We start from the raw sequence: 21,779 nt of genomic DNA on the forward strand, positions 1-21,779 counted from the left end.
ATTCACTTTTCTTTAACAGCCAAATGATAGGCAATCAAACCACCATGGAACCTGCCATTTTCAATGAAGATTTCGTTTGCATTATTTCCTGCTGCCAGAACTCCTGCAATATAAAGGCCTTTAACGTTCGTTTCCATCGTTTCCTCGTTATATTCGGGCCTTCCAGTCTCCTTATCAATATTTATGCCCATTGAAGCTAAAAAGGTATGATCAGGATGGTAGCCAGTCATGGCAAACACAAAATCATTTTTAACAACTTTTTCCTCTTCACCTACATGATATATGACGCTATCTTCAGTTATCTTATCAACATTCGCATTAAACTCCATCTTGATCGTTCCATTGCGGACTAATGATTCAAATTCCGGGAGAATCCATGGTTTGACTTTTGAAGAGTAATCCGATCCTCTATAAAGGACTGTAACTCTTGCGCCTGATTTGACCAATTCCAGTGCCGCATCCACACTTGAGTTTTTACCACCGATGACTGCAACATCACAATTAAAGTAGGGGTGGCCCTCCTTGAAGTAATGAAACACTTTAGGAAGCTGTTCGCCTGGAATGCACATATAGTTAGGATGATCATAATATCCGGTCGATACGATCACATGTAGAGCAGTATAGTCACCTTTTGATGTCTTGACCAAAAATTTCCCATCTTCACGTTTTTCCACTTTTTCTACTTTTTCAAATTTATTGATCCGCAATTCTTTCCTTCTGACCACTTCCCTATAATAGGCTAGCGCCTGATTACGGACCGGTTTACGATTTTCGATAATAAAAGCGGTATCACCAATCTCCAGTTTTTCACTTGAACTGAAAAATGTTTGGTGAGTTGGATACCGGTAAATGGAATCCACCACATTACCTTTTTCAATGATCAGGGACTGTATTCCCACTTCTTTAAGAGCGATAGCAGCAGCCAATCCACAAGGCCCCCCGCCTATGATAATGACTTCTTCAACATTCATCTATACTCCACTGCCTTTCCATTCACTATATAATTCGTTCGTCTAAAAATAAAAACTCCTATCAATACATGATAGGAGTTTTTACAAATCATTTCAATGATAAAGCAATGAACATGATTTTAATTATAATCAATACATGATCTGAATCTTTTAGATCCAACCACGGAAGCGTGAAGCTTCAGCCATTTTTCTTACACCAATCATATAAGCCGCAAGACGCATATCAACACGTCTGGATTGTGCAAGTTCATATATATTATTAAAAGATTTGACAAGGATTTTTTCCAGCTTTTCGTCCACTTCTTCTTCAGACCAGTAATATCCTTGATTATTTTGTACCCATTCGAAGTAGGAAACCGTTACTCCACCAGCAGAAGCAAGAACATCAGGAACAAGAAGGATTCCACGATCCGTTAGGATTTGTGTCGCTTCAATTGTTGTAGGTCCGTTTGCTGCCTCGACAACGATCGATGCTTTGATATTAGCAGCATTTTCTTCAGTGATTTGGTTTTCAATTGCAGCCGGAACTAAAATATCACAATCTAATTCAAGCAGTTCCTTATTTGAAATTGTGCTTTTAAACAATTTCGTAACTGTTCCGAAACTATCTCTCCGATCGAGAAGATAATCGATATCCAAGCCTTCAGGATCATGAAGAGCACCATATGCATCTGAAATCCCAATAACTTTAGCACCTGCATCATGCATGAATTTAGCTAAGAAACTACCTGCGTTACCAAAACCTTGAATGACGACACGTGCACCTTTAATATCAATGCCGCGTTTCTTGGCAGCTTCATTGATACAAATCGTTACACCCTTGGCAGTGGCTGATTCACGGCCATGAGAACCACCAAGTACAAGCGGTTTACCCGTAATGAATCCTGGTGAGTTGAATTCATCCATACGGCTGTATTCATCCATCATCCAAGCCATGATCTGAGAATTTGTAAATACATCAGGTGCCGGGATATCTTTAGTCGGCCCAACGATTTGGCTAATTGCGCGAACATAGCCACGGCTTAGCCTTTCCAGCTCACGGAAGGACATATTACGAGGATCACAAACGATACCGCCTTTACCCCCGCCATATGGTAAATCAACGATTCCGCATTTTAAACTCATCCAAATGGATAATGCTTTCACTTCACGTTCCGTTACATTTGGGTGAAAACGGATACCACCTTTTGTAGGCCCAACAGCATCGTTATGCTGTGCACGGTAACCAGTGAAAATTTTAACTGATCCATCATCCATGCGGATTGGCATCTTCACCGTTAATAAACGCAATGGTTCCTTCAAAAGCTCATAAACTTCTTCCGGGTAACCCAGCTTATCTAAAGCTTTATGTATTACTGTTTGGGTAGACCTCAGTACGTCGTGTTTTTCCTCTTCATTTACATGGCTATTGCCTTTTGCCGATTCCATTAAAAGTACCTCCTAGAAAATCTCATCCATATATCAAATTATAATCTTCAAATAGTCCTCTTCATGTGCTAGTATACACCTTCGTTATATTTATGCAAGAGTTAAAATGGGAATTTAAAAGTTGGAAATATTCTAAAAATGAAAACGTTATCATATCAACTGTTTTCTTACCCTGTTACCATATATTTTCTTCGGCAGGAAAGGTGAGACAAGTAAGGCAACCCGCATTGTTTTTCCATTATGTGGCTGCCTTGTCTCTTTCGGTTTACATCTAACTAAAGTGTGAGATCAAAACATGTATCGCTTCATTTTCGATTATACATGTTCCATATTCATTGATGCGGCAGAGTGTCAGTGTTGATGCATGGCCATACTCAGCCGCTAAAGAGATGATCGTGTCATATGTCGCGTCTTTAATATTTTCGATAAGTAAATAGTATCTTCCCTCATAATGATAAAGATTACTCTTTATCAAACCTTGAAAAGACAATCTTTGAGATAATTGGACGATATCTTCAAAATCATCGAAAACATACAGAATATGGGGATGGTCATCAATTTTCACCTGTAAATCCAAAAATTCCTCTTCGTCTGTCAATAACTCCTCTTCTTCCTTCGTTACAATGATTATTAACCCTTGAGCAGGCAGGGAAAAAATTTCGATTGCAATGGAACCACTCATTTTAAAGCTGAGTTCTTCGCACGCTTCTTCGACCATATCCTGAAATAACTTGTGGACCTTTAAGGAATTCCCTAAAATATCTTCTTTTGTTATACCTCTATCAATCAAATCATCAAGGGTCAAAAAAATCTTGATTTTATTATTAGTTAATCGCTCCAGCTTCATAAAAAAATGCCCCCTGGTTACCATCTTCATACATCATATGAAGCCTTGGTCTTAGAGTGCATATCCATTATTTCTCCAAAGCCTGCCGCTAACCCTTCAGCCATTCCTCCCATTCCGATTGTGTATCCCCCATTAAAACTCCACTGAAGGAAGTACGGATTTCTTCGGATACAAGGCTCACCGCCGCACCCCCAAGACCCACCTTCAAATCCGGAAAATCCTTTATTAAGGCTTCAACAAGCCTGAATGTTCCATCGAGATTCTCTTTCAGTGAACATGACATGAATAAGTATGAGGGCCTTATGATGTTTAAAACAGTAAAAAGATCCTTATCGACGATGGATTCTCCCAAATAAATGGTTTCATATCCTTTCCGTTTTAAAAAAACGGTAAAGACCAACAGTCCGAATTCATGTTTTTCACCAGGGGCACAAACGGTAAGGGCTTTCGGAAGAAAACCGTTAGTCGGAATCGTATGCATGACTGAACTGATCCTGGATTTTAGAATGTTCGAAGCAAAGTGTTCATGGGCGGAAGTAATTTCTCCCCTTTCCCACTTATCCCCTACCTGAACCAATATGGAACCGAGTATATCAACTATGGTATGTTCGAGTGTATACATACTGAATGCTTGGCTTATCAGCATGTGTGCTTTATTTTCATTGAAATTCAATAGGGCCTCGATTAATTGATCCGATAGCTTAATCGTTTGTTCGTCCTTACGGGTCATTTCAGGAACTTCAGTCGCTAGAGTGCCAGTACTTTCAAGAAGTGAAACGGCCTGGCTGATTGTGAAACCTTGCTCTGTTTTATTGATGAGCCATTTTAGGATTTGCAAATGTTTTTCTGTATACAGCCGGTGCCCTGATTCATTCCTGACAGGTTCGATAAATTTATAGCGCCTTTCCCATGCCCTCAAGGTTCCCGGCTGAATGTCTAGCAGTTTTGAAACTGCCTTTATATTATATTTACCTTCTTGCATGGTTTTACAAGGCCTCCAATAACTGTACGTCCATTTGTTGAAATTATAGTTGATTATTTTAAGTCTGTAAAATCCAGATATGCTAGATTAAAAGCAGCTTAATAGGTCTTCTCCACCGCTTCGCCCACCTCCGTGCTCGTCCCCCTTTTCAGGTTGAATAGATGCGTTTCCGGCTTAGCTTCAAGCCTTAAAGGGACTGTGCTTGTCCCATAACCATTACTCGTCATAAACAAACACTCCCCCTCCTTTTTAATGCTGCCTATCTTATAGGGCCCTAATCCGAATAGGCGGATCTGTCCGCCATGCGTGTGACCGGACAGGACAAGACTAATACGGTGTTCCGGAGTCAACTGTTTCTTGACCAATGGATTATGGCTCACCAAAATCCGAAAATCTTCATTCCCGCAATCCGACAGGGCAAGGTCAAGCCTATCACGTTCTTCTGATATATCATCAATGCCCAGAAGAGCGATTTTGCTGCCATTATGAGACTCAAAAGAAACAGCTGTATTATCAAGGATTTTCACACCATGTTTCAAAAGAGTCGCATCCAGTTCATGGAAGTCTCCTTCATAATCATTATTACCCCAAACAAAATAAAGGGGACCAAGTTCTTTTAATTTTAATATATTTTTTTCCACACGTTCTATGGGGACCCCTCTTTCCCTTATGTCCCCGCCTATGATTACCAAATCTGCCTTGTCACGGGCACCCTCAATTAATTTATCCGATATGATCCGTCGATGAAGATCGGATATGAAGAAAATCCGCATATCGCCAAACCCTTCAGGAAAGTCTTTGAAATATAAATCTTGAAAAATCAGCCTATCTTGCTTAGCCGTACGCCACATATAAATGATCGTGGCAACTATCAGTAAAATGATGACTAATAGTAATCCAGATACCAATAACATCCTTCGTTAAACCTTCTTTCCATCCTAATCCCAAGAGTTACCTTCATATAACCATAAAACAAAATTACTCGCAATCAAATATGATTTTTAACGTGATCATTCATTTATTTTCATGATATAAGTTAATATCATAATTTTTTTTCATCATTTCAAACACTTTATGTCGATTTTTCCATTCTTCCTCTTTTTCCCATAATTGCTTGCTTTTATTAATAATTTCGCAGCGAAGAAGCTGAAACTCCTTTTCTGCTTTATCAAGCTTTTTTTTAATTAATACCATATATCCATATAGGCCAATGGCGGCCGCCAAAAAAAGGAAATGGCTAAAATGGTCGACGAAAACACTAAACATACTAAAAAAGGAATAGGAATAAGGTACAACGATATAAAAATAAAGATAAACCAAAAAAAGGGCAGCAACAATCATGGTTGCCCACAAGCTTTGAAGATGCTTCTTTTTAAGAGCCTCGAACTTTTTTTTTCGACCCACAACATTCTGAAGCATTTGTTTTGTTGCTTGATCCGTTTTTTCATCCAATAAAATGATTGTCGATTCCATCGCATTTCCTCCTCTACTCTTACAAATCATGATATGAAGCTGTCCAGGAAAAAATGATAAAGTACCTGTCAAGTTTACATACTAAAAACAAGCCAAACATTTAACAAAAACACCCTGCCTCTAAAGACAGGGTGCCATCATTATTTCTTGATCGGTATTTTTAACACCTGACCCTTGGAGATTTCATTGCCATTCAGCCCATTCCACTCCCTGATAAGGGCAATGCCTTCCTGTGATTTGTAGTAGTTCATGGAAATGCGGAATAATGTTTCCTCACCTTGTACAGTATGTAAGAGAACCTTGTAATCATCTTTATTCGGTTTCGCGTCTTGAACGCGTTCGGCTGTCGCTTTCTTTTCGGCTGCTTCCCTCTTTGCTTTTTCATCAGCTATTTGCTGTGCTTTTGCTTTTTCGTCAGCTATTTGCTGTGCTTTTGCCTTTTCTTCTGCTACTTGCTGTGCTTTTGCCTTTTCTTCTGCTACTTGCTGTGCTTTTGCCTTTTCTTCTGCCTTTTTCTTTGCTTGCTCCTCTTTTGCGGCTTTCCGCTTTTCTTCTTCCTCAGCTTTAGCTTTAGCTTTAGCTTTAGCTTTAGCTTCAGCTTCTTCTTTTTCTTTTTTTTCTTTCTCCGCTTCAGCCTTTGCCGACGCTTTCTCTTTCTTTTCCTTTAAATCAGCTGCAGTTGCTGTAGTTGGAATCGTTTCTTTATCCTCGTCTCCCTTATTTTCATCAATAACGACTTGGTCACTTTTTGTATCCTGTACAGGTCTATGCTGAAGATATGTATAAAGGCTGTAAAATCCAATTGGAAGCAAAATAAAAAATAACGCTAATAATTGTATCATTGGAAACTTAATCTTCACTTTACTTTTTTTCTTTTTATTCTGGTGGACTTTACTGCGCTTGGGCAATGATGACTTAGCCTTCTGACGTTCCATTCGCGAACGAAGTTCACCAGCCTGGTCGTTTTCTTTTTCATTCTTTTGGACTCGGCTCATTCAAGTCACCCCCTTTCTTGCTCAACCCTCTTTGCTTTTTGCTCCTGATTAGAACACCAAGGATAAAGTCAATCAAAAAGTGGGCCGTAATCGTCACGATGATATTATTAGTCATTTCAAATAGAAATCCGATAAAGAAGCTCAAAACCAAAACATTTAAAAATAAAAACCAATTAAAAAGGTAACGATAATGAACGACTGCAAAAATCAGGCTCGTCCATAGCAATCCCAAATGTGTTTGCAACACTCCACGAAATAATAATTCTTCGCTTATCGCTACCACTAAAGCAACGACAAAAATCATCTGGTATGACAAGTTACTGAAAATGCGTTCGTTAATACCACCATCATCCTGATAGGAAGATGGTGTCACTTTCATCAATAAAATGTCAAATAACAAGACAATGACTCCAGCGGGTATTCCAATCAGCAAAATATTCAGGTCATCAAAGATAAATAAGTCGAAAAAAGCGGAACGGTCCTCAAATAAAATAATACCTAAAAAAGCGGCTAACGTTAAGAGAATAATTTGTGTAAGAAACAAATTATATAGCAACTGCTTGTCTGTTAGTTGTTTAATTAATTCAGCTTGCTTATTTTTCATTCCCATTTTCCTTCTTTAATAAGATTAAAGCCAATTCATTTTTCCACGTGGAAAAGGGATTAACTGGATCAACCTTAACTTCCGGCCATACATCAGCCATTTTTTCGGCATCCATCCCACAGATATCACAGCAAATGGGGTTCACTACTCGCTGCTTTTCTTCAAAGTAGTGCAGTATCCCTATACGGCGACATTCACGTGCATATAACCAATGAAGGAATTTATGCAGCTTTTCTTGATTACCGGATTTCCTCTTTTGGCAATACTCTTTCATTTCTGACATTTGGTCCAAAGGATTTTTAGTTCCATTAATGAGCTGGGAAAAAAATCGAAGTTGGATATCGTTCAAAGAAAAAGATTGAGACAGCTGTTCTTTTTCTGATAGGGTGAAATTCGCCAAACCCTTTTGTGAAGCATTAAGGAAAGAACAAACACCCTCGATTTGCATATCCGTAGGTAACTGTTGTTCCATCAAACGCAAGGGAAGCCCTTCATCCCCTTCGCAATATAATAAGACAGCGACACTTTGTTTCCGATCTCGTCCCGCCCTGCCTATCTCCTGAAGATATGCTTCCATCGTGGATGGCATATGAAAATGGATAACGTATCTGACATCCGATTTATTTACACCCATGCCAAAAGCACTTGTTGCACATATAATTTTCAACTGACCAGAAATGAATTGCTGCTGAATGAGCATCCTTTGTTCCTGTTCCATGCCACCGTGATAATAATTGACACTGTCAATCCCGTTTTCCTGTAAAAAACCAGTGACCGATTCCGCAACCTTTTTAGATGAAAAATAAATAATACCGCTCCCTGTCAATTTCCTGACAAGCTCCAGTACACGGGATAGCTTTTCATCGTAACTGATCAGGCGCTCGACAATTATTGCAATATTTTCCCGATCAACAGATGAGACGATTTCTTCGGCTTGACCAATTTCGAGTTTACTTACGATGTCCCTTCGGACTTCAGTGGTTGCAGTTGCTGTCAGGGCAAGCGTCAACGGATTTTTCAACTCACGCCTCACTTCTCCTAAATTCAAATAATCCGGACGGAAATCGTAACCCCATTGTGAGATACAGTGTGCCTCATCTATGACGAACAAACCGATTTCTATCGATTTCAAGGATTTTAGTACACTCTCAAGACTTAGCATTTCAGGAGATAAAAAGATAAAACGATAACTATGTAATCGATCGAGAGCTTTCCTTTTTTGATTTAGCGTCAAAAAAGAATTGAGGGTCAATACGCTTTTTTCGCCACTCATCTTCAGCTGATCTGCCTGATCCTGCATTAATGATAATAATGGGGAGACAATTAGGACAGTCTTATTTAAAAGGTAAGCCGGCAGCTGATAACACAATGATTTACCGGATCCGGTGGGTAGCATCGCTAATGTATGACGTCCGGACATCAATGATTCGATCACTTCTTTTTGTCCAGGACGAAATTCATCAAATCCAAATTTTTCTTTTAGGACACGTTCTATATTCATCATCCATCACCTATTTTCGCAAGTACAAGCCTGATTTGGAAAAAGCTTATCTGTTTATTATCGACCATCTGCTTGATAGCCTTAAGCTTTTTCGTACCAAGTTCATTAATAGCGGCTGCAATTTCCCTCTCATCGTCGAGAGACACATAATCGGCAATCGGAAAACTTTTATCCGATAGGACAATTTCGACTAGGTGATCCTCAATGGTGTTGACTTTCAATCGGCGGACCTCAGCTATTTCCCCAAGGTTTTTCCCTTCTTGGATGTATCGTAAAGTAGTTTGTGTAGATTGTGTCAAATGAGGATTTTCACCCCCTTGCCAATCATAGATCAACGTTGACAAAAGGGGGTAACCCGTTCCCGTTTCCATTTCAGAAAGCATTTGATGCAACGAGTCAAGGAAAGTAAAGCGGATAAACTCTTCTTCTAGATCTTTCCTTTTTGCAATCTGTTCAAACGTAAGCCCAATCCTGTTTGTCCCAGTTAATTTCATAATGAAAACATCTCGTTTCAAATCACTTTGACTTTCTAAAAGGGATATCAGTTCTTCATATAGATGTTGCGCAATCAACTCTCGGTCCTGACGATTGGCTTGTAAAAATTCCTTTACGAAAAATTGGATTTTGGGATTTCTTTGTATCGGATAAAAACGTCTTTCATTGTGGACAATATGGGATATGGTTTGAATGAGTAAGTTTAACCTTCCCCAGAAAACCGGGGTGATATTGTGATACTTCCAACCATTTATAAAATTCGGAAAAGGATTATCATTGAAGTAATCGACTAACATCCCCTCACCTTGCATACTAATTTCAAATGCATCTGATTTATCCGTTAAATTTATGTATTCATGGTCAAGGAACTGTTCAATGTTTTGATTTAACTGCTGACGGGTAAATCGTGGTATTGTCCCAAATATATTCGTCAACCCGAATAAATGGGCATCCTGGATTGTTTGTGACGACTTTTTCCCCTGAAGCATATGGTATATAGCATAAATGGAACGTTCACCTTGAAATTTTTTTATCGCATATAGAATGATTGCCTGTAGATAATTTTTCATGGGACTCACATCCTTGTTTCATTTATCCAATAAACCTATTGTAACAAAAAAATGCAAAAATCGCCGTTATTATTGATGAATACAAGGAAAATTATGTGACTAAATGACGCATCATGGAAAGGGCCATGTTAATTATTCGATGATTTTCGTTGACATCCTGCTACATGATAGTTATTATCAATACAATTTCTATTGAAAAGTTTGGCATTCGGTCTTACAATAAGAAAGAGATAATAATCTGAAATAAAAAGATTATCAGTTGTCTATCAACTTAGGAGGGGTTATATTCATGGCTAAATTTACTATTGTGGATAAAGAAACATGCATCGCTTGTGGCGCTTGCGGAGCAGCAGCACCAGATATATATGATTATGATGACGAAGGGATTGCATTTGTTACCCTTGACGATAACGAGGGAATCGTTGAAATTCCAGATGTACTTATAGATGACATGATGGATGCATTTGAAGGATGTCCAACGGATTCTATTAAAGTTGCTGATGAGGCATTTGACGGGGATGCACTAAAATTCGAATAAAGATACAAGCCATTTTCAATTGAGAATGGCTTTTTTTTTGGTCAATTTCATTGCATCTTCCCCTGCCAAATTAAACGGACATAAAAAACAACCGAATTTGGATATCGGTTGTTTTTATGTTTCTATCTTATATGCCATTAAGCATTTTTATATAATGTTTGCTTATTGATCCATGCCTGTAATTTAATGAACAACAACATGAATACTGATGTTATAAGCACGCCTTTAATTACATTGAAAGGCAAGATTGCCGTCGTGATTAGCTTTCTTGATTCGGGTGCCGACATTGCATCCCATCCCATAAAGAAGGTATAAGCCGGTAAAAAGACATAATAGTTTAAAACACTCATAAATACTGCCATGGAAACTGTTCCCGCAAGTAAAGCGAACGTCATCCCTTTTTTTGAATTGATTTTCTGAAATACATAATAAGTTGGCAAGACAAACAGTATTCCAGCTATAAAGTTAGCAATATGCCCCACAGGTACAGCTGTCAAGGTCCCTGTCATGACTAAATCCAATAGGTTTTTAAGGAATTCAACTAGAATTCCTGCCATAGGACCAAAAATCAATGCCGCCATCAATGCTGGTATGTCGCTAAAATCAACATTCAGAAAAGGTGGAAATCCTGGAAACGGAAAATTCAAAAGCATCAATAAATAAGAAATGCTTCCCATCATTGCCAGTGTGACCGTTTTTTTCACTTTATTCTTTTTCATAGTTCTCTCTCCTTCTTTTCCGATCTACCTGAAAAGAGGTTAGTGTTCCTTAATGATGTCGATGCTCAATAAAAAAACCTTTAATTCCAATAGAATTAAAGGGATAAATTAAAGGTTACATCAAACAAACGTATCAGCAAATGACTGTTGAAACGCACTCAGGAACCTCCATCTTCTCCCATCCAGACTATACTGTCGGCTTTGGAATCACACCAAATCCTGCCCCGTAAGGCTCGCGGGCTTAGAAGGAGAACTTCCTTCATCACCGCCGGTGGGGAATTGCACCCCGCCCCGAAGATAGACCTATAAAATTTTTAGTTTCCTTTCGTTTCCGAAAGGTGCGTTAAGTAGCTTTGTATCAGCAGTTTATTCGTATAGGCGATTTAATGTGTTTCCACTAATCCCCTTTGAAAACCCGCTATTCCAACCAAGTTTCCTACCAAAAACCTACCGTTTCTCCACCACTTAATTTATTTGATTTTATCATGCACATTTAAAAAAGCAAGAAATAAATTTCCGCCTTTAACCTTTTTTCATTTGCTCCAAACCAATTAAAAAAGACATGCTTGGGTATTTTATTATTCCTACCGACCTATAGTACTCTATAACGAGCATTGGCTAATAACTCATATGTTTGTCTTCTTCCTATCTTAAGCATTTCTTGAATCTCTTTTGGTTCAAGCACCTCGGGATATTCGTTTCTGTTTATAAGCCCCATTTTAAAATCTCCTTATTTTAAATACAGCTAGTTTTTAATAATCCGATTCCTCCTGCATGTATCTTTCTTTGATCAGAGGCCTTTTCTTTTAGGCAATCGGCTGACAACGCGTTTTAATCGCTCCAGTAGTTTTTTCTGTTTCTTCTGTTGATCCGCATTATAAATCGCTATACTTCCTGTCTGACCGCCAATTTGATTAGTGGGACCAAAGATCTTACATTTCTCTTACGCAATGCCATGAGTTCACCTTGCCGCATTCGAAGCCAATATGAAGATCATCTTGTTACGGTACTCAAATCCGCTAAGACTTACTTACTTTATCTTTGGTCCAGTAATCCACTTTGGGCTTACCAGTGGTTTTGAGCATCTGTTACATACAGTTAGAATGAATATCTATCGTCATGGTGAATGTCCATTTATAGATTAAAAGGTTTAAAACAATAATTGGATATACAAAATGATAATTCGGAATAATGTAAATAATTTTTCTTTTTTAGCAATCGATGAGGAAGCCAATATTATGGCGGCCTTCCATACACGATCAGGATGATAATTATTGTTTTAAGCGCTTACATCCATTTAAGTCAAATTGACATAATTACCATTTCAATTGTAAAATTAACTGAAATTTAAGATAATTATTCTCCCCTAGGAAGGTGTTTAGCATGTATCGGATTTTAGTGGCAGATGCCATCAAACCAGAAGGACTCGGACCGCTATCAGAGGCATCCCATATTCTTCTTATTCAGAAGACAGTAGAGGAAGCGGCAAATGAACTTGATCGGATTGATGCAATACTTGTAAGAAGTGCAACGAAGGTAACGGAAGATTTAATGAACCGTATGCCGCAGTTGAAAATCATAGCACGCGCTGGTGTCGGCGTCGATAACATAGACATCCCCGCAGCGACAAAACGCGGAATTGTCGTGGTTAATGCACCCGACGGAAATACCATTTCAACAGCAGAACATACATTTGCGATGATGGCTTCCATGATGCGACATATTCCGCAAGCTTATGCTTCATTAAAGAATGGGGAGTGGAAACGTTCTTCATATACAGGAACGGAACTTCGCGGCAAAACATTGGGTATAGTCGGCTTTGGACGTATCGGAGGGGAAATTGCCAAACGTGCTAAAGTATTTGGTATGGATGTCATTGTCTACGATCCGTTCCTTACTGCCGATCGTGCAAAGAAAATGTCCGTTACATCCCTGCCCTTAGATGAATTGCTTCCTAAAGCAGACATCATTACTGTGCATACTCCCCTAACGAATGAAACTAGAGGATTGATCAATAAAGAAAAACTGCTTACCTGTAAAAAAGGCATATATGTACTGAACTGCGCCCGTGGCGGTATTCTGGATGAAGATGACTTATATGAAGCGATAGTTGAAGGACATGTTGCCGGAGCGGCACTGGACGTTTTCGTCGAAGAACCTCCACTTGGCCATAAACTGCTTGAACTGGATAGCGTCATAGCTACACCTCATCTAGGTGCATCTACGAAAGAGGCCCAATTAAATGTGGCCGTACAGGTTGCCCAAGAAGTATTGACCTATTTCGAAGGAAATCCAGTCTCAAGTTCCATCAACCTTCCAGCCATTTCTAAAGAAGTCTTTGAAAAGGTACAACCATTCTATCAACTTGTTCAGCAAATGGGATCCATTGCTTCTCAGTGCATGAAAGAAGGAATTCAGGAAATCTCCGTTACGTATGCTGGAGAATCATTGGACTTCGATACAGCGATTCTGACAAAAAGTCTGATCTCAGGTTTCTTCAAATCAAGAGTTGATGCAGCCGTCAATGAAGTGAATGCCCTGCTGATCGCAAAAGAGCGTGGCATCACAGTTGGTGAAAAAATCTCTACGGACTCTTTAGGGTACTCTAACTTGATCAGCCTTAAAGTAAAAGGTGACAACCGTGAATTAACAATCAGTGGAACTTATATCGAAAATTACGGTTCTCGAATTGTTAGTTTGAATGATTTCAAAATCGACTTTCATCCGGAATCGAATTTACTTTATATCCAGCATACCGATAAACCTGGTGTTATTGGTAACGTAGGTAAGATCCTTGGTGACCACGGAGTGAATATCGCCACAATGCAGGTAGGTCGTAAAAAAGCTGGCGGGGAAGCCATCATGGTTCTGAGCTTTGATGAACCCTTAGAGGACAACATGAAACAATTTTTAATGGAAATAGATGATATTACGTTCATGGCCCGTATTTCATTATAAGAAGAAAAAAAGTGCCCGTCATGCGCGGGCACTTTTCTTTTAGGGTGTTTATTATGTACGTTCTTTTCAGCACCATTACATGTACTTCTCCCCATCATTTAGCCTAACTCCCTGCATCAATTGACTTGGTTCGGTGCTTTGGGCACCACTATGTCTTCAGTTAAATTCAGCTGGCCTACCTCTTCAATAGGGGCATTTTCGAATTTCACTTTTTCAAAACCAAAATCCTTAGCAATGAAGAGAATGGCTTCTAAAGCTTGAAGGGATTCCTTGCTATTTTCAATAGCAGCTTGATCTGATAGATTAATGATCACAAGATCTCCTTTTGAACGTATACTTTCCCAATTCAGGTCATCCGGGATTGCAGGTGATATTCCCTCAATGTCCGGCTTCCCTTTTCCAGCTTGAAGCGCCTCTTCGAAGTCCTGATAATCCAGATTGCTTGGAACAAGAAACCTTGGAGAGGATTCATCTCTTTGGTAAAGAAGGTATGTGCGTTTTTTTTGATGAGGAATATCCGCCTCCTTTAAAAATCCTGCATGTGCAAACATTGCACCTTGCTTACCACCTGTAGAAAAAGTCATCTTCTCTATATTATTATAGGAAAGCGTTTCTTCCATCGAGTGGAGAAAAAGTGTATCATCATCCAATAGCCGGCTGTTTTTTCGAAAGTCAATATTAGCAGTGTTCATATCTTTTCCTTGGCTAATCTTTATATCAAGCGGAAAATAGTCAAATAGCCCATATTGCTCTTCATCGATATCGGACATTTGGTTAACTAACCGATTCAGTGTATTCGATTCGTCATTATGTTTGAGTTTTATTGAGATGGGAACGATGAAATTCATTTGATCATCCGGTATACCCATGGTAATGAACGAAGCATTTTTCAGGTCGTCTTGATAAATCGCATGTACAAAAGTTTTTTCCTTTTCACCTTTTAATGGTTCTATTTCTGAAACCTCGTCGTTAGATTCAATTTCCACTCGCTTACCCAAAAACTCTTGATTATCCTGTTTATCTTCTGATGTATCTTCTTTGATACCCTGCCGTTCATGTTCTGTCATTTCCTTATTTTCAGAAATGGAAAATTTCCCATTACTGCCGGTCTCCTCTTGACTTGTAGTTCCTTTTTTCCCAATAATTAATGATGACGCAAAAGCAACCAATAAGAATAAGGAGGTAACACCCGCAATTAGAGGCATCCAGTGTTTCTTTCTCTTTTTATCATGTATTCCCGCAAACACCTCTGCCTTTGTTCGGTCATCTTTTAATTTTGGAAGTTCGCGCAGCATGTCTTCAATTTCGCTTTCTTTCCAACGGGATTTTCTCAATGCGGTGGCCCTCCTTCCCTGATGAATCTTCCATCAATTTTTTGATTGCCTTTAAAGCACGGTGCTGGGTCGTTTTTACCTTACTTTCACTCCAATTTAATACTTCAGCAGTTTCCGTAATGGACATGCTCTGAATATATCGTAAAATGATGACGGATCTTTGATTCGTGGTACACCGGTTTAAGCATTGATAAATATCTTGGATATCGTCGTTCATGATAGCCACTTCTTCCGGAATGGGCTGTGTATCTTTAATCAATTGCCTATCCCAATCAAAGTTAGGGAAGATTTTGTCTTTCCACCCTTTTTGTTTCCGAAAAAAATCAATTGTCACATTTCTTGCAATCGAATAAATCCACGTTTTTTCACTGCTTTTTCCTTCGAAGCGTTCATAGGCCTTCAATACCCGGATATAGACCTCCTGAACAAGGTCCTCAGCCGTTTCACGATTTTTAGTCATATAATAAATGAATTGATAAATTTCCTGATGATATTTTTCATAAAGATCGTGGAAAACGGAATCCTTCATTTCCCCACATCCGTTCATAAATATAGTCGTCATTCCTAAATAAAAGTTACATACTTCGGCTTTAATCTTATTATAAAATTCCGTAAATTGCCACATATCCGAGGCTTCTCATCTTTCTCCTAAAAAAAAACAAAGACAAGTTGGAAATGAATCCAATTGCCTTTGTCTTCACAGTTTTGTATGAAACAAGATTTATTGGCAAGCTACCCGTCATTCATTCAGCATTTTCCATAATTCGAGGCAGGATAAAACTGAACGTTGTCCCTTTATTAGGTAAACTGTTTACCGAAATGTAGCCGTCATGGGCATTGATTATATTTTTTACGATTGCCAAACCCAATCCGGTACCTGATCTGCCGCGGGTCCTTGCTTTATCCGCTTTATAAAACCTCTCGAATACAAAAGGTAAATCCTCTTCGGGAATACCTGATCCAGAGTCCCTCACATCAATGATCAGACCCCTTCGATCACTAGTCCTCTGGATGACATCAATGTTACCGCCTGAAGGAGTATGACGAATCGCATTATCAATTAAATTAGTCAAAACCTGTTCAATCCGGTCAGGGTCAAATTGCCATTCGATTTCATTGTCTTGAAGACTGGCTGATATTGTGATCCCCTTTTCTTTGGCAAGTCCGGAAAACTTACTTGTTATCCGCTTTAAATAAGGAGATATAGGCACACATTCAAAGCTAAGGTTCATTTTTCCCGATTCCAATTTAGCCAGATCAAGCAGGTCATTGACTAAACGTCCCATTCTCAAAGATTCATCATAGATGATTCGGGCCATTTCCACCTTTTCCTCTTCACTGCTCGCAATGTCATCTACGATCGCTTCACTATATCCTTGCAACATAGAAATTGGCGTTCTTAACTCATGGGAGACATTCGCTATGAAATCCGTCCTAAGTTTGTCCATACGTCTTTCATCACTCATATCCCGTATGATGGCCACCGCTCCCCGGATATTGTCGGCATTTGTATATAGCGGGCTGACAATCAAACCCCAATCACGGCCTTGCAAGGTAATTTCACCGACTCGCTCCTTATCGAAGGACTCTGATTCATCAAAAAGATTCATCAAAACCAAGGGGACATTCACGTTATCCTCCCGGTTATAGCCTTTCTCAAAGTACCAGGATTGCAGAAACCTTTCCGCTGGCGGATTCGTTTCAAGGATTGTGCCATCTTTATTGAAGGTAATGACCCCATCAGCCATACTGCTAAGAATGCTTGAGAGATGTTCTTTTTCCTGACTAAGTGCATTCATATTGAATTTCAGTTGCTTTCTCATCTGATTAAACGCTATGGCCAACTCACCAATCTCATCTTGAGTCAAGATAGGAACCTTTGTATCAAATTTTCCCCGGGCAATCGCTAGCGCGGCTTCCCTCATCTTCACCAATGGGGCATTGATTCTTGTAGATAAAAAGAAAGCAAAAATCGTTGTCAATATGATGGCGATGCCCGCTGCCAATAAAATGAACTGTGTAGTGGACTTTGTGGTTTCTTCCATGGATTCCAACGATTGAAATAAGAAAACTTCATCCTGTTCCCCATTCAATTCAAGTGGAATCCCTACAACAATTGCGGATAATTCCTCTTTACCCGCATCATCGGATAATGCGATTTCCTTTTTGACTGTCTTTCTATCCGTAAAAACCTTGAGCAATTCGGGATCATTCTTAATGAATTCCGCCGTGATTTCAAACTCCTTTTCTCCTCCGATGGATGAGAATACCATTTTTTCATCGTTAAGAATAATCATTTTCGTTTCGTTGCCTATTAATTCCGAAGCTATTTGTAAAACCTCATTGTTAGATCCTTGATGGTCATTGGTTACCTTAATGATTTGTTCAGCCGTTTTGGTTAAATTATTTTCAATATTTTCAATTTGGAAGTTCTGAAAGAATTCGACCAGCAGAACGGTTAAAACGATTAATACAAACGACACGAGCAATAGGATCGTTGCCCATAGCTTCCCAACAACACTGCCCCATAGCATCAGTCATTAATGACTTCGAACTTGTAACCTACACCCCAAACAGTGACAATCATCTTGGCTGCGTTTTCGGATATGCGGTTTAATTTTTCACGTAAGCGTTTAACATGCGTGTCTACAGTTCGAAGATCTCCAAAGAATTCATAGTGCCACACTTCTTTTAACAATTGCTCTCTATCGAAAACTTTATCGGGGGATTTCGCTAAGAAATATAATAATTCATATTCTTTTGGTGTTAAAGAAACCTCTTTGCTATCAGCAAGTACACGGTGGGCATCATTATCGATCGTTAGATGTGAGAAGACGATCACATCTTTTGCCGTTGTTTCCGTCTGCATGTAACTCGTGCTTGAAGAGCGACGTAATAAAGCTTTTACCCTTAACACGACTTCACGAGGACTGAACGGCTTTACGATATAATCATCGGTACCCACTTCGAACCCTTGAACGCGGTTCACTTCTTCCCCTTTAGCAGTCAGCATGATAATAGGTGTCGTTTTCTTCTCCCTTAATTCACGGCAAACTTCGATTCCATCTTTACCAGGCATCATAATATCCAATAAAATTAAATCATAATCATTTTCAAGGGCTTTTGTTAAAGCCATATCTCCATTTTCCGCTTCATCGATCATGTATTCTTCCCTTTCCAAATACATCTTCAGCAGCCGGCGGATTCTTTCCTCATCATCCACCACGAGAATTTTTATAGCATTATACATTATGTAATCAGCCTCCTATCATATATTCTACAAAATGAAAACTTCCATGACTAATACTTTTTCCTTACAAAGTACGATAAAGAGCCGATTTTGCATGGCTTCCATGAACCTTTCACCATTTTGTCACAAAAAAAGACTTCGACCGCTCACTAAAAGTTCATAAATGCTTTCACCGAAATATCCTTATTAATGGTTATGACTGAAAAAGGGATCATTCTCTAGAAAAATCGATAAGCCAACTCCTCGACGTTTCTATCAAAAGACCCCCTTCATCTAAATATTACAATACAGAATCAAGCATATGAATGCAAACCAGCAATAACAAGATTGACGAATATCAAGTTAAACATTATGATGGCAAAACCGATGACGGCAAGCCAAGCTGATTTTTCCCCTTGCCATCCCTTTGACATGCGCAGATGCAAGAAAGCTGCATAAAACAACCAAGTAACAAGTGCCCAGACCTCTTTCGGATCCCAGCCCCAGAATCGTGTCCAGGCCACTTGAGCCCAGATCATTGCAAAAATAAGGGCACCGAGTGTAAAAATCGGAAAACCGATAAGGACCGAACGATAACTAATCTCGTCCAATAAATTTAAATTCACATTTTTAACGATCGGTTTAATCAATGCTGCCACTCTTTTGCGAGCAATCAACCTTATTAAACCATACAAGACAAGCCCCATACCGAATGACCAAAGTACAGTATTCAGTTTCTTGGCATTGATCAGTGGAGGCATGTCCATAAGTGGTTCAAATCGATCCGTCTCGATTAGTTTCCCTTCATTTGGACCCACTAACGCCGGGAGATTGAATTCCTGTTTAACCTCAGCACCATGTTTATCGACCCAATCAAACTTCGCCTGATAATCCATCGCAGCAAAAGAAGAAGTGATGATGACGAATCCGATGGTGCAGACTAATGTGAACATGATGCCTTCAAGCCAGAACGTTCTTTTGCTTGATTGTGTCTGATCGACGAATTTGATTAAATAAATGATGGCAGTAACGAAACTTATGGCAAGGATCGACTGTCCTGCCGCTGCAGTCGTTACATGAATATGAAGCCAATCGCTCTGCAAAGCAGGAATGAGTGGCGAAATTTCTGTAGGGAACATACTTGCATATGCGATTATCAATAACGCAATCGGTAAAGCGAATAGCCCAAGGGCAGGTGTTTTATAAAGGTAATATATTAATATGAAAGCACCGACCAGCATCATTCCGAAAAAGGTCGTAAATTCAAACAGGTTACTTACCGGGGCATGGCCGGCAGCAATCCATCTAGTGATGAAATACCCAATTTGCGCCGTGAAACCGAGAATGGTGATGAAAATGCCCAGTTTAGCCCATTTGTTTTGTTTCTTTTCTTCGGCTCCGCGTTTATCCTTGATCGATCCCCCAAATAAAAAGGTAGCGACAAGATATAATAAGAAAGCTGCATATAAAAAGTTACTGCTTAATTCAGCCATTTAAAACTTCCCCCTTACTAGAAGATTTCTCATCTTCAAGTTGATCAATCGGTTCGGAAAGTGATGTTGATTCTATCGCTTGTTTTATATCTCTTTTAATACCGTGCCAGTTTTTGTTTGTATGGCCGGCCATTAATATCTCATCATCTTTCCTCTTAATCCAAATTCTCCGGTGATTCCAATAAGAGCCTTGGACAACGCCTATCATGAAAATGATTCCACCTGTGAATAGGATCCAAAGCGTTAAATCCTTCCTTACGGTCAAAGCCGTGACATCTTGGGTTTCCACACCATTAAAAGCCATTTTATAAGTGTTTTCCCCTAAAGGCTCCACAGTCTCTTTAATCGCAACGAAACTGACTTCACCCTCTGGCTTATCCGGAGTATGCATTTTAAAGATAAATGCTGGATTATTCGGAATCTTCGATATCGTTCTAGGTACACCTTTATCATCGAATTCGAAATCAGGGAAGTAACTGATCAAATCAACAGAATATCCTTCCTTCAACTCGTATTTCTTTTGAGGATTATTCAAATCAACCTTTAAGCTGCCATATTTCTCCTCGGTTTTTTTATTTATTAAATTAAAAGCCATCGTACTGAGCTCATTAAGTTTATAATCTACTTGGTAAAGGGCATAATGATCATATTTCAGAGGTTCATTGACTTTGATTTTATAATCTTTTACCTTATCAAGATCCACCTTTTCCCCTGGTATTGATTCTCCCTTGCGCTCATAGAGCGTAACATCAGATTGATAGGTTTTGGCTATCGTACCGGTTTTATCTATTGCAGCACTGTATTGTTCATCTTCTTCATTTCCTTTGTCATACACCTCTAAGGTGAATTCATTATTCTGAAGATAGTATTCACCATTTGTACCCGGGATTTCTTTTCTCTCACCTTCCCGTAGCCAAAGTACTTTGTCGATATACATCCCGGGGACAGAACGCAATAATGCTCCAATTAAGAAAATGATAAGTCCAATATGATTTACATAGGGTCCCCAACGTGAAAAACGCCCCTTTTCGGCAAGTATATGACCGTTTTCCTCGCGAATATGATAACGCTGCCTTTTTAATCTATTCTTTACTTCTTCAAGGTTTATATCTTGGTCTTCAAGCTTTGTCACTCCATAAAGCCTCTGACGCTTCATGAAACCGTCATGACGTGTGACCCCTTGTTTTTTTAACGATCGATATAATGGAAAAAAACGATCGATACTGGCAATCAGGAGTGATGTGCCCAGCATGCCTATGATAATCAAATACCACCATGAACTATATAAATTATGGAACCCGAGTTCATAATACACCTTCCCGAACCAGCCGTATTCCAGTTCATAATGTTCTGCAGGCGTCGCGGTTGAAGGTATATACATTTCCTGGGGTAAGATCGTCCCGATAGCTGAAGCGACCAAGGCAATGACAATGAGCGTCACCCCTACCTTAACGGAAGAAAAGAAGTTCCATATTTTATCGATGATCGTTTTTTTATATGTTTGTGAACGCCTGGCAGTTCCTTCATATCGCATATCAATAAGCTTGTTTTCTTTTTCGTTACCAAGGACCATCCCGCATTTCCCACAAATCTTTGTGCCAAACGGATTTACATGACCGCAATCGCATTTTACTTCTTTCATG

At 39.2% G+C, this 21,779-nt stretch carries 19 protein-coding genes and 1 riboswitch; of the genes, 2 read left to right on the forward strand and 17 right to left on the reverse strand.

Annotated elements, in window-relative coordinates; all coding sequences use genetic code 11:
- Positions 1-2 precede the first annotated feature (2 nt).
- From UP17_RS15550 to UP17_RS15595, 10 genes are all read right to left on the reverse strand, one after another.
- Positions 3-971 (reverse strand): YpdA family putative bacillithiol disulfide reductase, encoded by a 969-nt coding sequence (locus UP17_RS15550; RefSeq protein ID WP_061463900.1) that lies wholly within the window; start codon positions 969-971, stop codon positions 3-5.
- Positions 972-1,121: 150 nt separating this feature from the next.
- Positions 1,122-2,399, reverse strand: coding sequence for a Glu/Leu/Phe/Val family dehydrogenase (locus UP17_RS15555; RefSeq protein ID WP_061463901.1), 1,278 nt, complete (start codon positions 2,397-2,399; stop codon positions 1,122-1,124).
- Between the two features lie 271 nt (positions 2,400-2,670).
- Positions 2,671-3,246, reverse strand: a complete 576-nt coding sequence (locus UP17_RS15560) for a genetic competence negative regulator (RefSeq protein ID WP_061463902.1) — start codon at positions 3,244-3,246, stop codon at positions 2,671-2,673.
- An 88-nt stretch (positions 3,247-3,334) separates the two neighbouring features.
- Complete coding sequence (locus UP17_RS15565; RefSeq protein ID WP_061463903.1) at positions 3,335-4,228, reverse strand: MerR family transcriptional regulator; 894 nt, start codon at positions 4,226-4,228, stop codon at positions 3,335-3,337.
- Positions 4,229-4,326: 98 nt separating this feature from the next.
- On the reverse strand, positions 4,327-5,142 hold the full coding sequence (locus UP17_RS15570; protein WP_061463904.1) for a metallophosphoesterase: 816 nt from the start codon (positions 5,140-5,142) through the stop codon (positions 4,327-4,329).
- Positions 5,143-5,242: 100 nt separating this feature from the next.
- The gene (locus UP17_RS15575; protein ID WP_061463905.1) at positions 5,243-5,701 is read right to left on the reverse strand and encodes a YpbF family protein; all 459 of its coding nucleotides are present in this window, start codon (positions 5,699-5,701) and stop codon (positions 5,243-5,245) included.
- A gap of 140 nt (positions 5,702-5,841) precedes the next feature.
- Positions 5,842-6,696 carry a LysM peptidoglycan-binding domain-containing protein gene (locus UP17_RS15580; protein ID WP_061463906.1) on the reverse strand — a complete coding sequence of 285 codons (855 nt, stop codon included), beginning with the start codon at positions 6,694-6,696 and terminating at the stop codon, positions 5,842-5,844.
- Positions 6,674-7,300: a CPBP family intramembrane glutamic endopeptidase gene (locus tag UP17_RS15585; protein ID WP_061463907.1), complete on the reverse strand. Its 627-nt coding sequence runs from the start codon at positions 7,298-7,300 to the stop codon at positions 6,674-6,676. Before UP17_RS15585 ends, UP17_RS15580 begins: the two co-directional genes overlap by 23 nt.
- The gene (locus UP17_RS15590) at positions 7,290-8,801 is read right to left on the reverse strand and encodes a RecQ family ATP-dependent DNA helicase (RefSeq protein ID WP_061463908.1); all 1,512 of its coding nucleotides are present in this window, start codon (positions 8,799-8,801) and stop codon (positions 7,290-7,292) included. Before UP17_RS15590 ends, UP17_RS15585 begins: the two co-directional genes overlap by 11 nt.
- Positions 8,801-9,865 (reverse strand): YpbB family protein, encoded by a 1,065-nt coding sequence (locus UP17_RS15595; RefSeq protein WP_061463909.1) that lies wholly within the window; start codon positions 9,863-9,865, stop codon positions 8,801-8,803. Before UP17_RS15595 ends, UP17_RS15590 begins: the two co-directional genes overlap by 1 nt.
- Positions 9,866-10,154: 289 nt before the next feature.
- On the opposite strand from UP17_RS15595, the gene UP17_RS15600 reads away from it, so the two are divergent.
- The gene (locus UP17_RS15600) at positions 10,155-10,403 is read left to right on the forward strand and encodes a ferredoxin (protein ID WP_034308087.1); all 249 of its coding nucleotides are present in this window, start codon (positions 10,155-10,157) and stop codon (positions 10,401-10,403) included.
- A gap of 137 nt (positions 10,404-10,540) precedes the next feature.
- Here the strand turns inward: UP17_RS15600 and UP17_RS15605 are convergent, their stop codons facing one another.
- Positions 10,541-11,122, reverse strand: a complete 582-nt coding sequence (locus UP17_RS15605) for an ECF transporter S component (protein WP_061463910.1) — start codon at positions 11,120-11,122, stop codon at positions 10,541-10,543.
- A gap of 166 nt (positions 11,123-11,288) precedes the next feature.
- A riboswitch (FMN riboswitch) is annotated at positions 11,289-11,425 on the reverse strand.
- Positions 11,426-12,505: 1,080 nt separating this feature from the next.
- Here UP17_RS15605 and serA point away from each other — a divergent pair.
- On the forward strand, positions 12,506-14,080 hold the full coding sequence (gene serA / locus UP17_RS15615; RefSeq protein WP_061463911.1) for a phosphoglycerate dehydrogenase: 1,575 nt from the start codon (positions 12,506-12,508) through the stop codon (positions 14,078-14,080).
- 116 nt (positions 14,081-14,196) lie between these two features.
- On the opposite strand, the gene UP17_RS15620 is transcribed toward serA, so the two are convergent.
- The 6 genes from UP17_RS15620 to resB all read right to left on the reverse strand — a co-directional run bounded on the left by UP17_RS15620 (position 14,197) and on the right by resB (position 21,778).
- The gene (locus UP17_RS15620) at positions 14,197-15,414 is read right to left on the reverse strand and encodes a GerMN domain-containing protein (RefSeq protein ID WP_061463912.1); all 1,218 of its coding nucleotides are present in this window, start codon (positions 15,412-15,414) and stop codon (positions 14,197-14,199) included.
- Complete coding sequence (gene sigX / locus UP17_RS15625) at positions 15,380-15,961, reverse strand: RNA polymerase sigma factor SigX (protein WP_081109019.1); 582 nt, start codon at positions 15,959-15,961, stop codon at positions 15,380-15,382. Before sigX ends, UP17_RS15620 begins: the two co-directional genes overlap by 35 nt.
- A gap of 196 nt (positions 15,962-16,157) precedes the next feature.
- The gene (locus tag UP17_RS15630) at positions 16,158-17,951 is read right to left on the reverse strand and encodes an ATP-binding protein (protein ID WP_061463913.1); all 1,794 of its coding nucleotides are present in this window, start codon (positions 17,949-17,951) and stop codon (positions 16,158-16,160) included.
- Complete coding sequence (locus UP17_RS15635) at positions 17,948-18,664, reverse strand: response regulator (RefSeq protein ID WP_061463914.1); 717 nt, start codon at positions 18,662-18,664, stop codon at positions 17,948-17,950. Before UP17_RS15635 ends, UP17_RS15630 begins: the two co-directional genes overlap by 4 nt.
- Positions 18,665-18,957: 293 nt before the next feature.
- Positions 18,958-20,136 carry a c-type cytochrome biogenesis protein CcsB gene (ccsB, locus tag UP17_RS15640; protein ID WP_061463915.1) on the reverse strand — a complete coding sequence of 393 codons (1,179 nt, stop codon included), beginning with the start codon at positions 20,134-20,136 and terminating at the stop codon, positions 18,958-18,960.
- On the reverse strand, positions 20,129-21,778 hold the full coding sequence (gene resB / locus UP17_RS15645) for a cytochrome c biogenesis protein ResB (protein ID WP_061463916.1): 1,650 nt from the start codon (positions 21,776-21,778) through the stop codon (positions 20,129-20,131). Before resB ends, ccsB begins: the two co-directional genes overlap by 8 nt.
- Position 21,779: the final 1 nt, after the last annotated feature.

The organism is Peribacillus simplex, from assembly GCF_001578185.1.
Lineage (GTDB): Bacteria > Bacillota > Bacilli > Bacillales > DSM-1321 > Peribacillus > Peribacillus simplex_A.

What these genes read in the sequence shown, in the direction of transcription:
- UP17_RS15575 (WP_061463905.1), bottom strand. Translation starts at nt 5,701, where the DNA reads ATGGAATCGACAATCATTTTATTGGATGAAAAAACGGATCAAGCAACA.
- UP17_RS15635 (WP_061463914.1), bottom strand. Translation starts at nt 18,664, where the DNA reads ATGTATAATGCTATAAAAATTCTCGTGGTGGATGATGAGGAAAGAATC.
- ccsB (WP_061463915.1), bottom strand. Translation starts at nt 20,136, where the DNA reads ATGGCTGAATTAAGCAGTAACTTTTTATATGCAGCTTTCTTATTATAT.
- sigX (WP_081109019.1), bottom strand. Translation starts at nt 15,961, where the DNA reads ATGAACGGATGTGGGGAAATGAAGGATTCCGTTTTCCACGATCTTTAT.
- UP17_RS15600 (WP_034308087.1), top strand. Translation starts at nt 10,155, where the DNA reads ATGGCTAAATTTACTATTGTGGATAAAGAAACATGCATCGCTTGTGGC.
- UP17_RS15595 (WP_061463909.1), bottom strand. Translation starts at nt 9,865, where the DNA reads ATGAAAAATTATCTACAGGCAATCATTCTATATGCGATAAAAAAATTT.
- resB (WP_061463916.1), bottom strand. Translation starts at nt 21,778, where the DNA reads ATGAAAGAAGTAAAATGCGATTGCGGTCATGTAAATCCGTTTGGCACA.
- UP17_RS15605 (WP_061463910.1), bottom strand. Translation starts at nt 11,122, where the DNA reads ATGAAAAAGAATAAAGTGAAAAAAACGGTCACACTGGCAATGATGGGA.
- UP17_RS15585 (WP_061463907.1), bottom strand. Translation starts at nt 7,300, where the DNA reads ATGAAAAATAAGCAAGCTGAATTAATTAAACAACTAACAGACAAGCAG.
- UP17_RS15565 (WP_061463903.1), bottom strand. Translation starts at nt 4,228, where the DNA reads ATGCAAGAAGGTAAATATAATATAAAGGCAGTTTCAAAACTGCTAGAC.
- UP17_RS15555 (WP_061463901.1), bottom strand. Translation starts at nt 2,399, where the DNA reads ATGGAATCGGCAAAAGGCAATAGCCATGTAAATGAAGAGGAAAAACAC.
- UP17_RS15560 (WP_061463902.1), bottom strand. Translation starts at nt 3,246, where the DNA reads ATGAAGCTGGAGCGATTAACTAATAATAAAATCAAGATTTTTTTGACC.
- UP17_RS15550 (WP_061463900.1), bottom strand. Translation starts at nt 971, where the DNA reads ATGAATGTTGAAGAAGTCATTATCATAGGCGGGGGGCCTTGTGGATTG.
- UP17_RS15570 (WP_061463904.1), bottom strand. Translation starts at nt 5,142, where the DNA reads ATGTTATTGGTATCTGGATTACTATTAGTCATCATTTTACTGATAGTT.
- UP17_RS15580 (WP_061463906.1), bottom strand. Translation starts at nt 6,696, where the DNA reads ATGAGCCGAGTCCAAAAGAATGAAAAAGAAAACGACCAGGCTGGTGAA.
- serA (WP_061463911.1), top strand. Translation starts at nt 12,506, where the DNA reads ATGTATCGGATTTTAGTGGCAGATGCCATCAAACCAGAAGGACTCGGA.
- UP17_RS15590 (WP_061463908.1), bottom strand. Translation starts at nt 8,801, where the DNA reads ATGAATATAGAACGTGTCCTAAAAGAAAAATTTGGATTTGATGAATTT.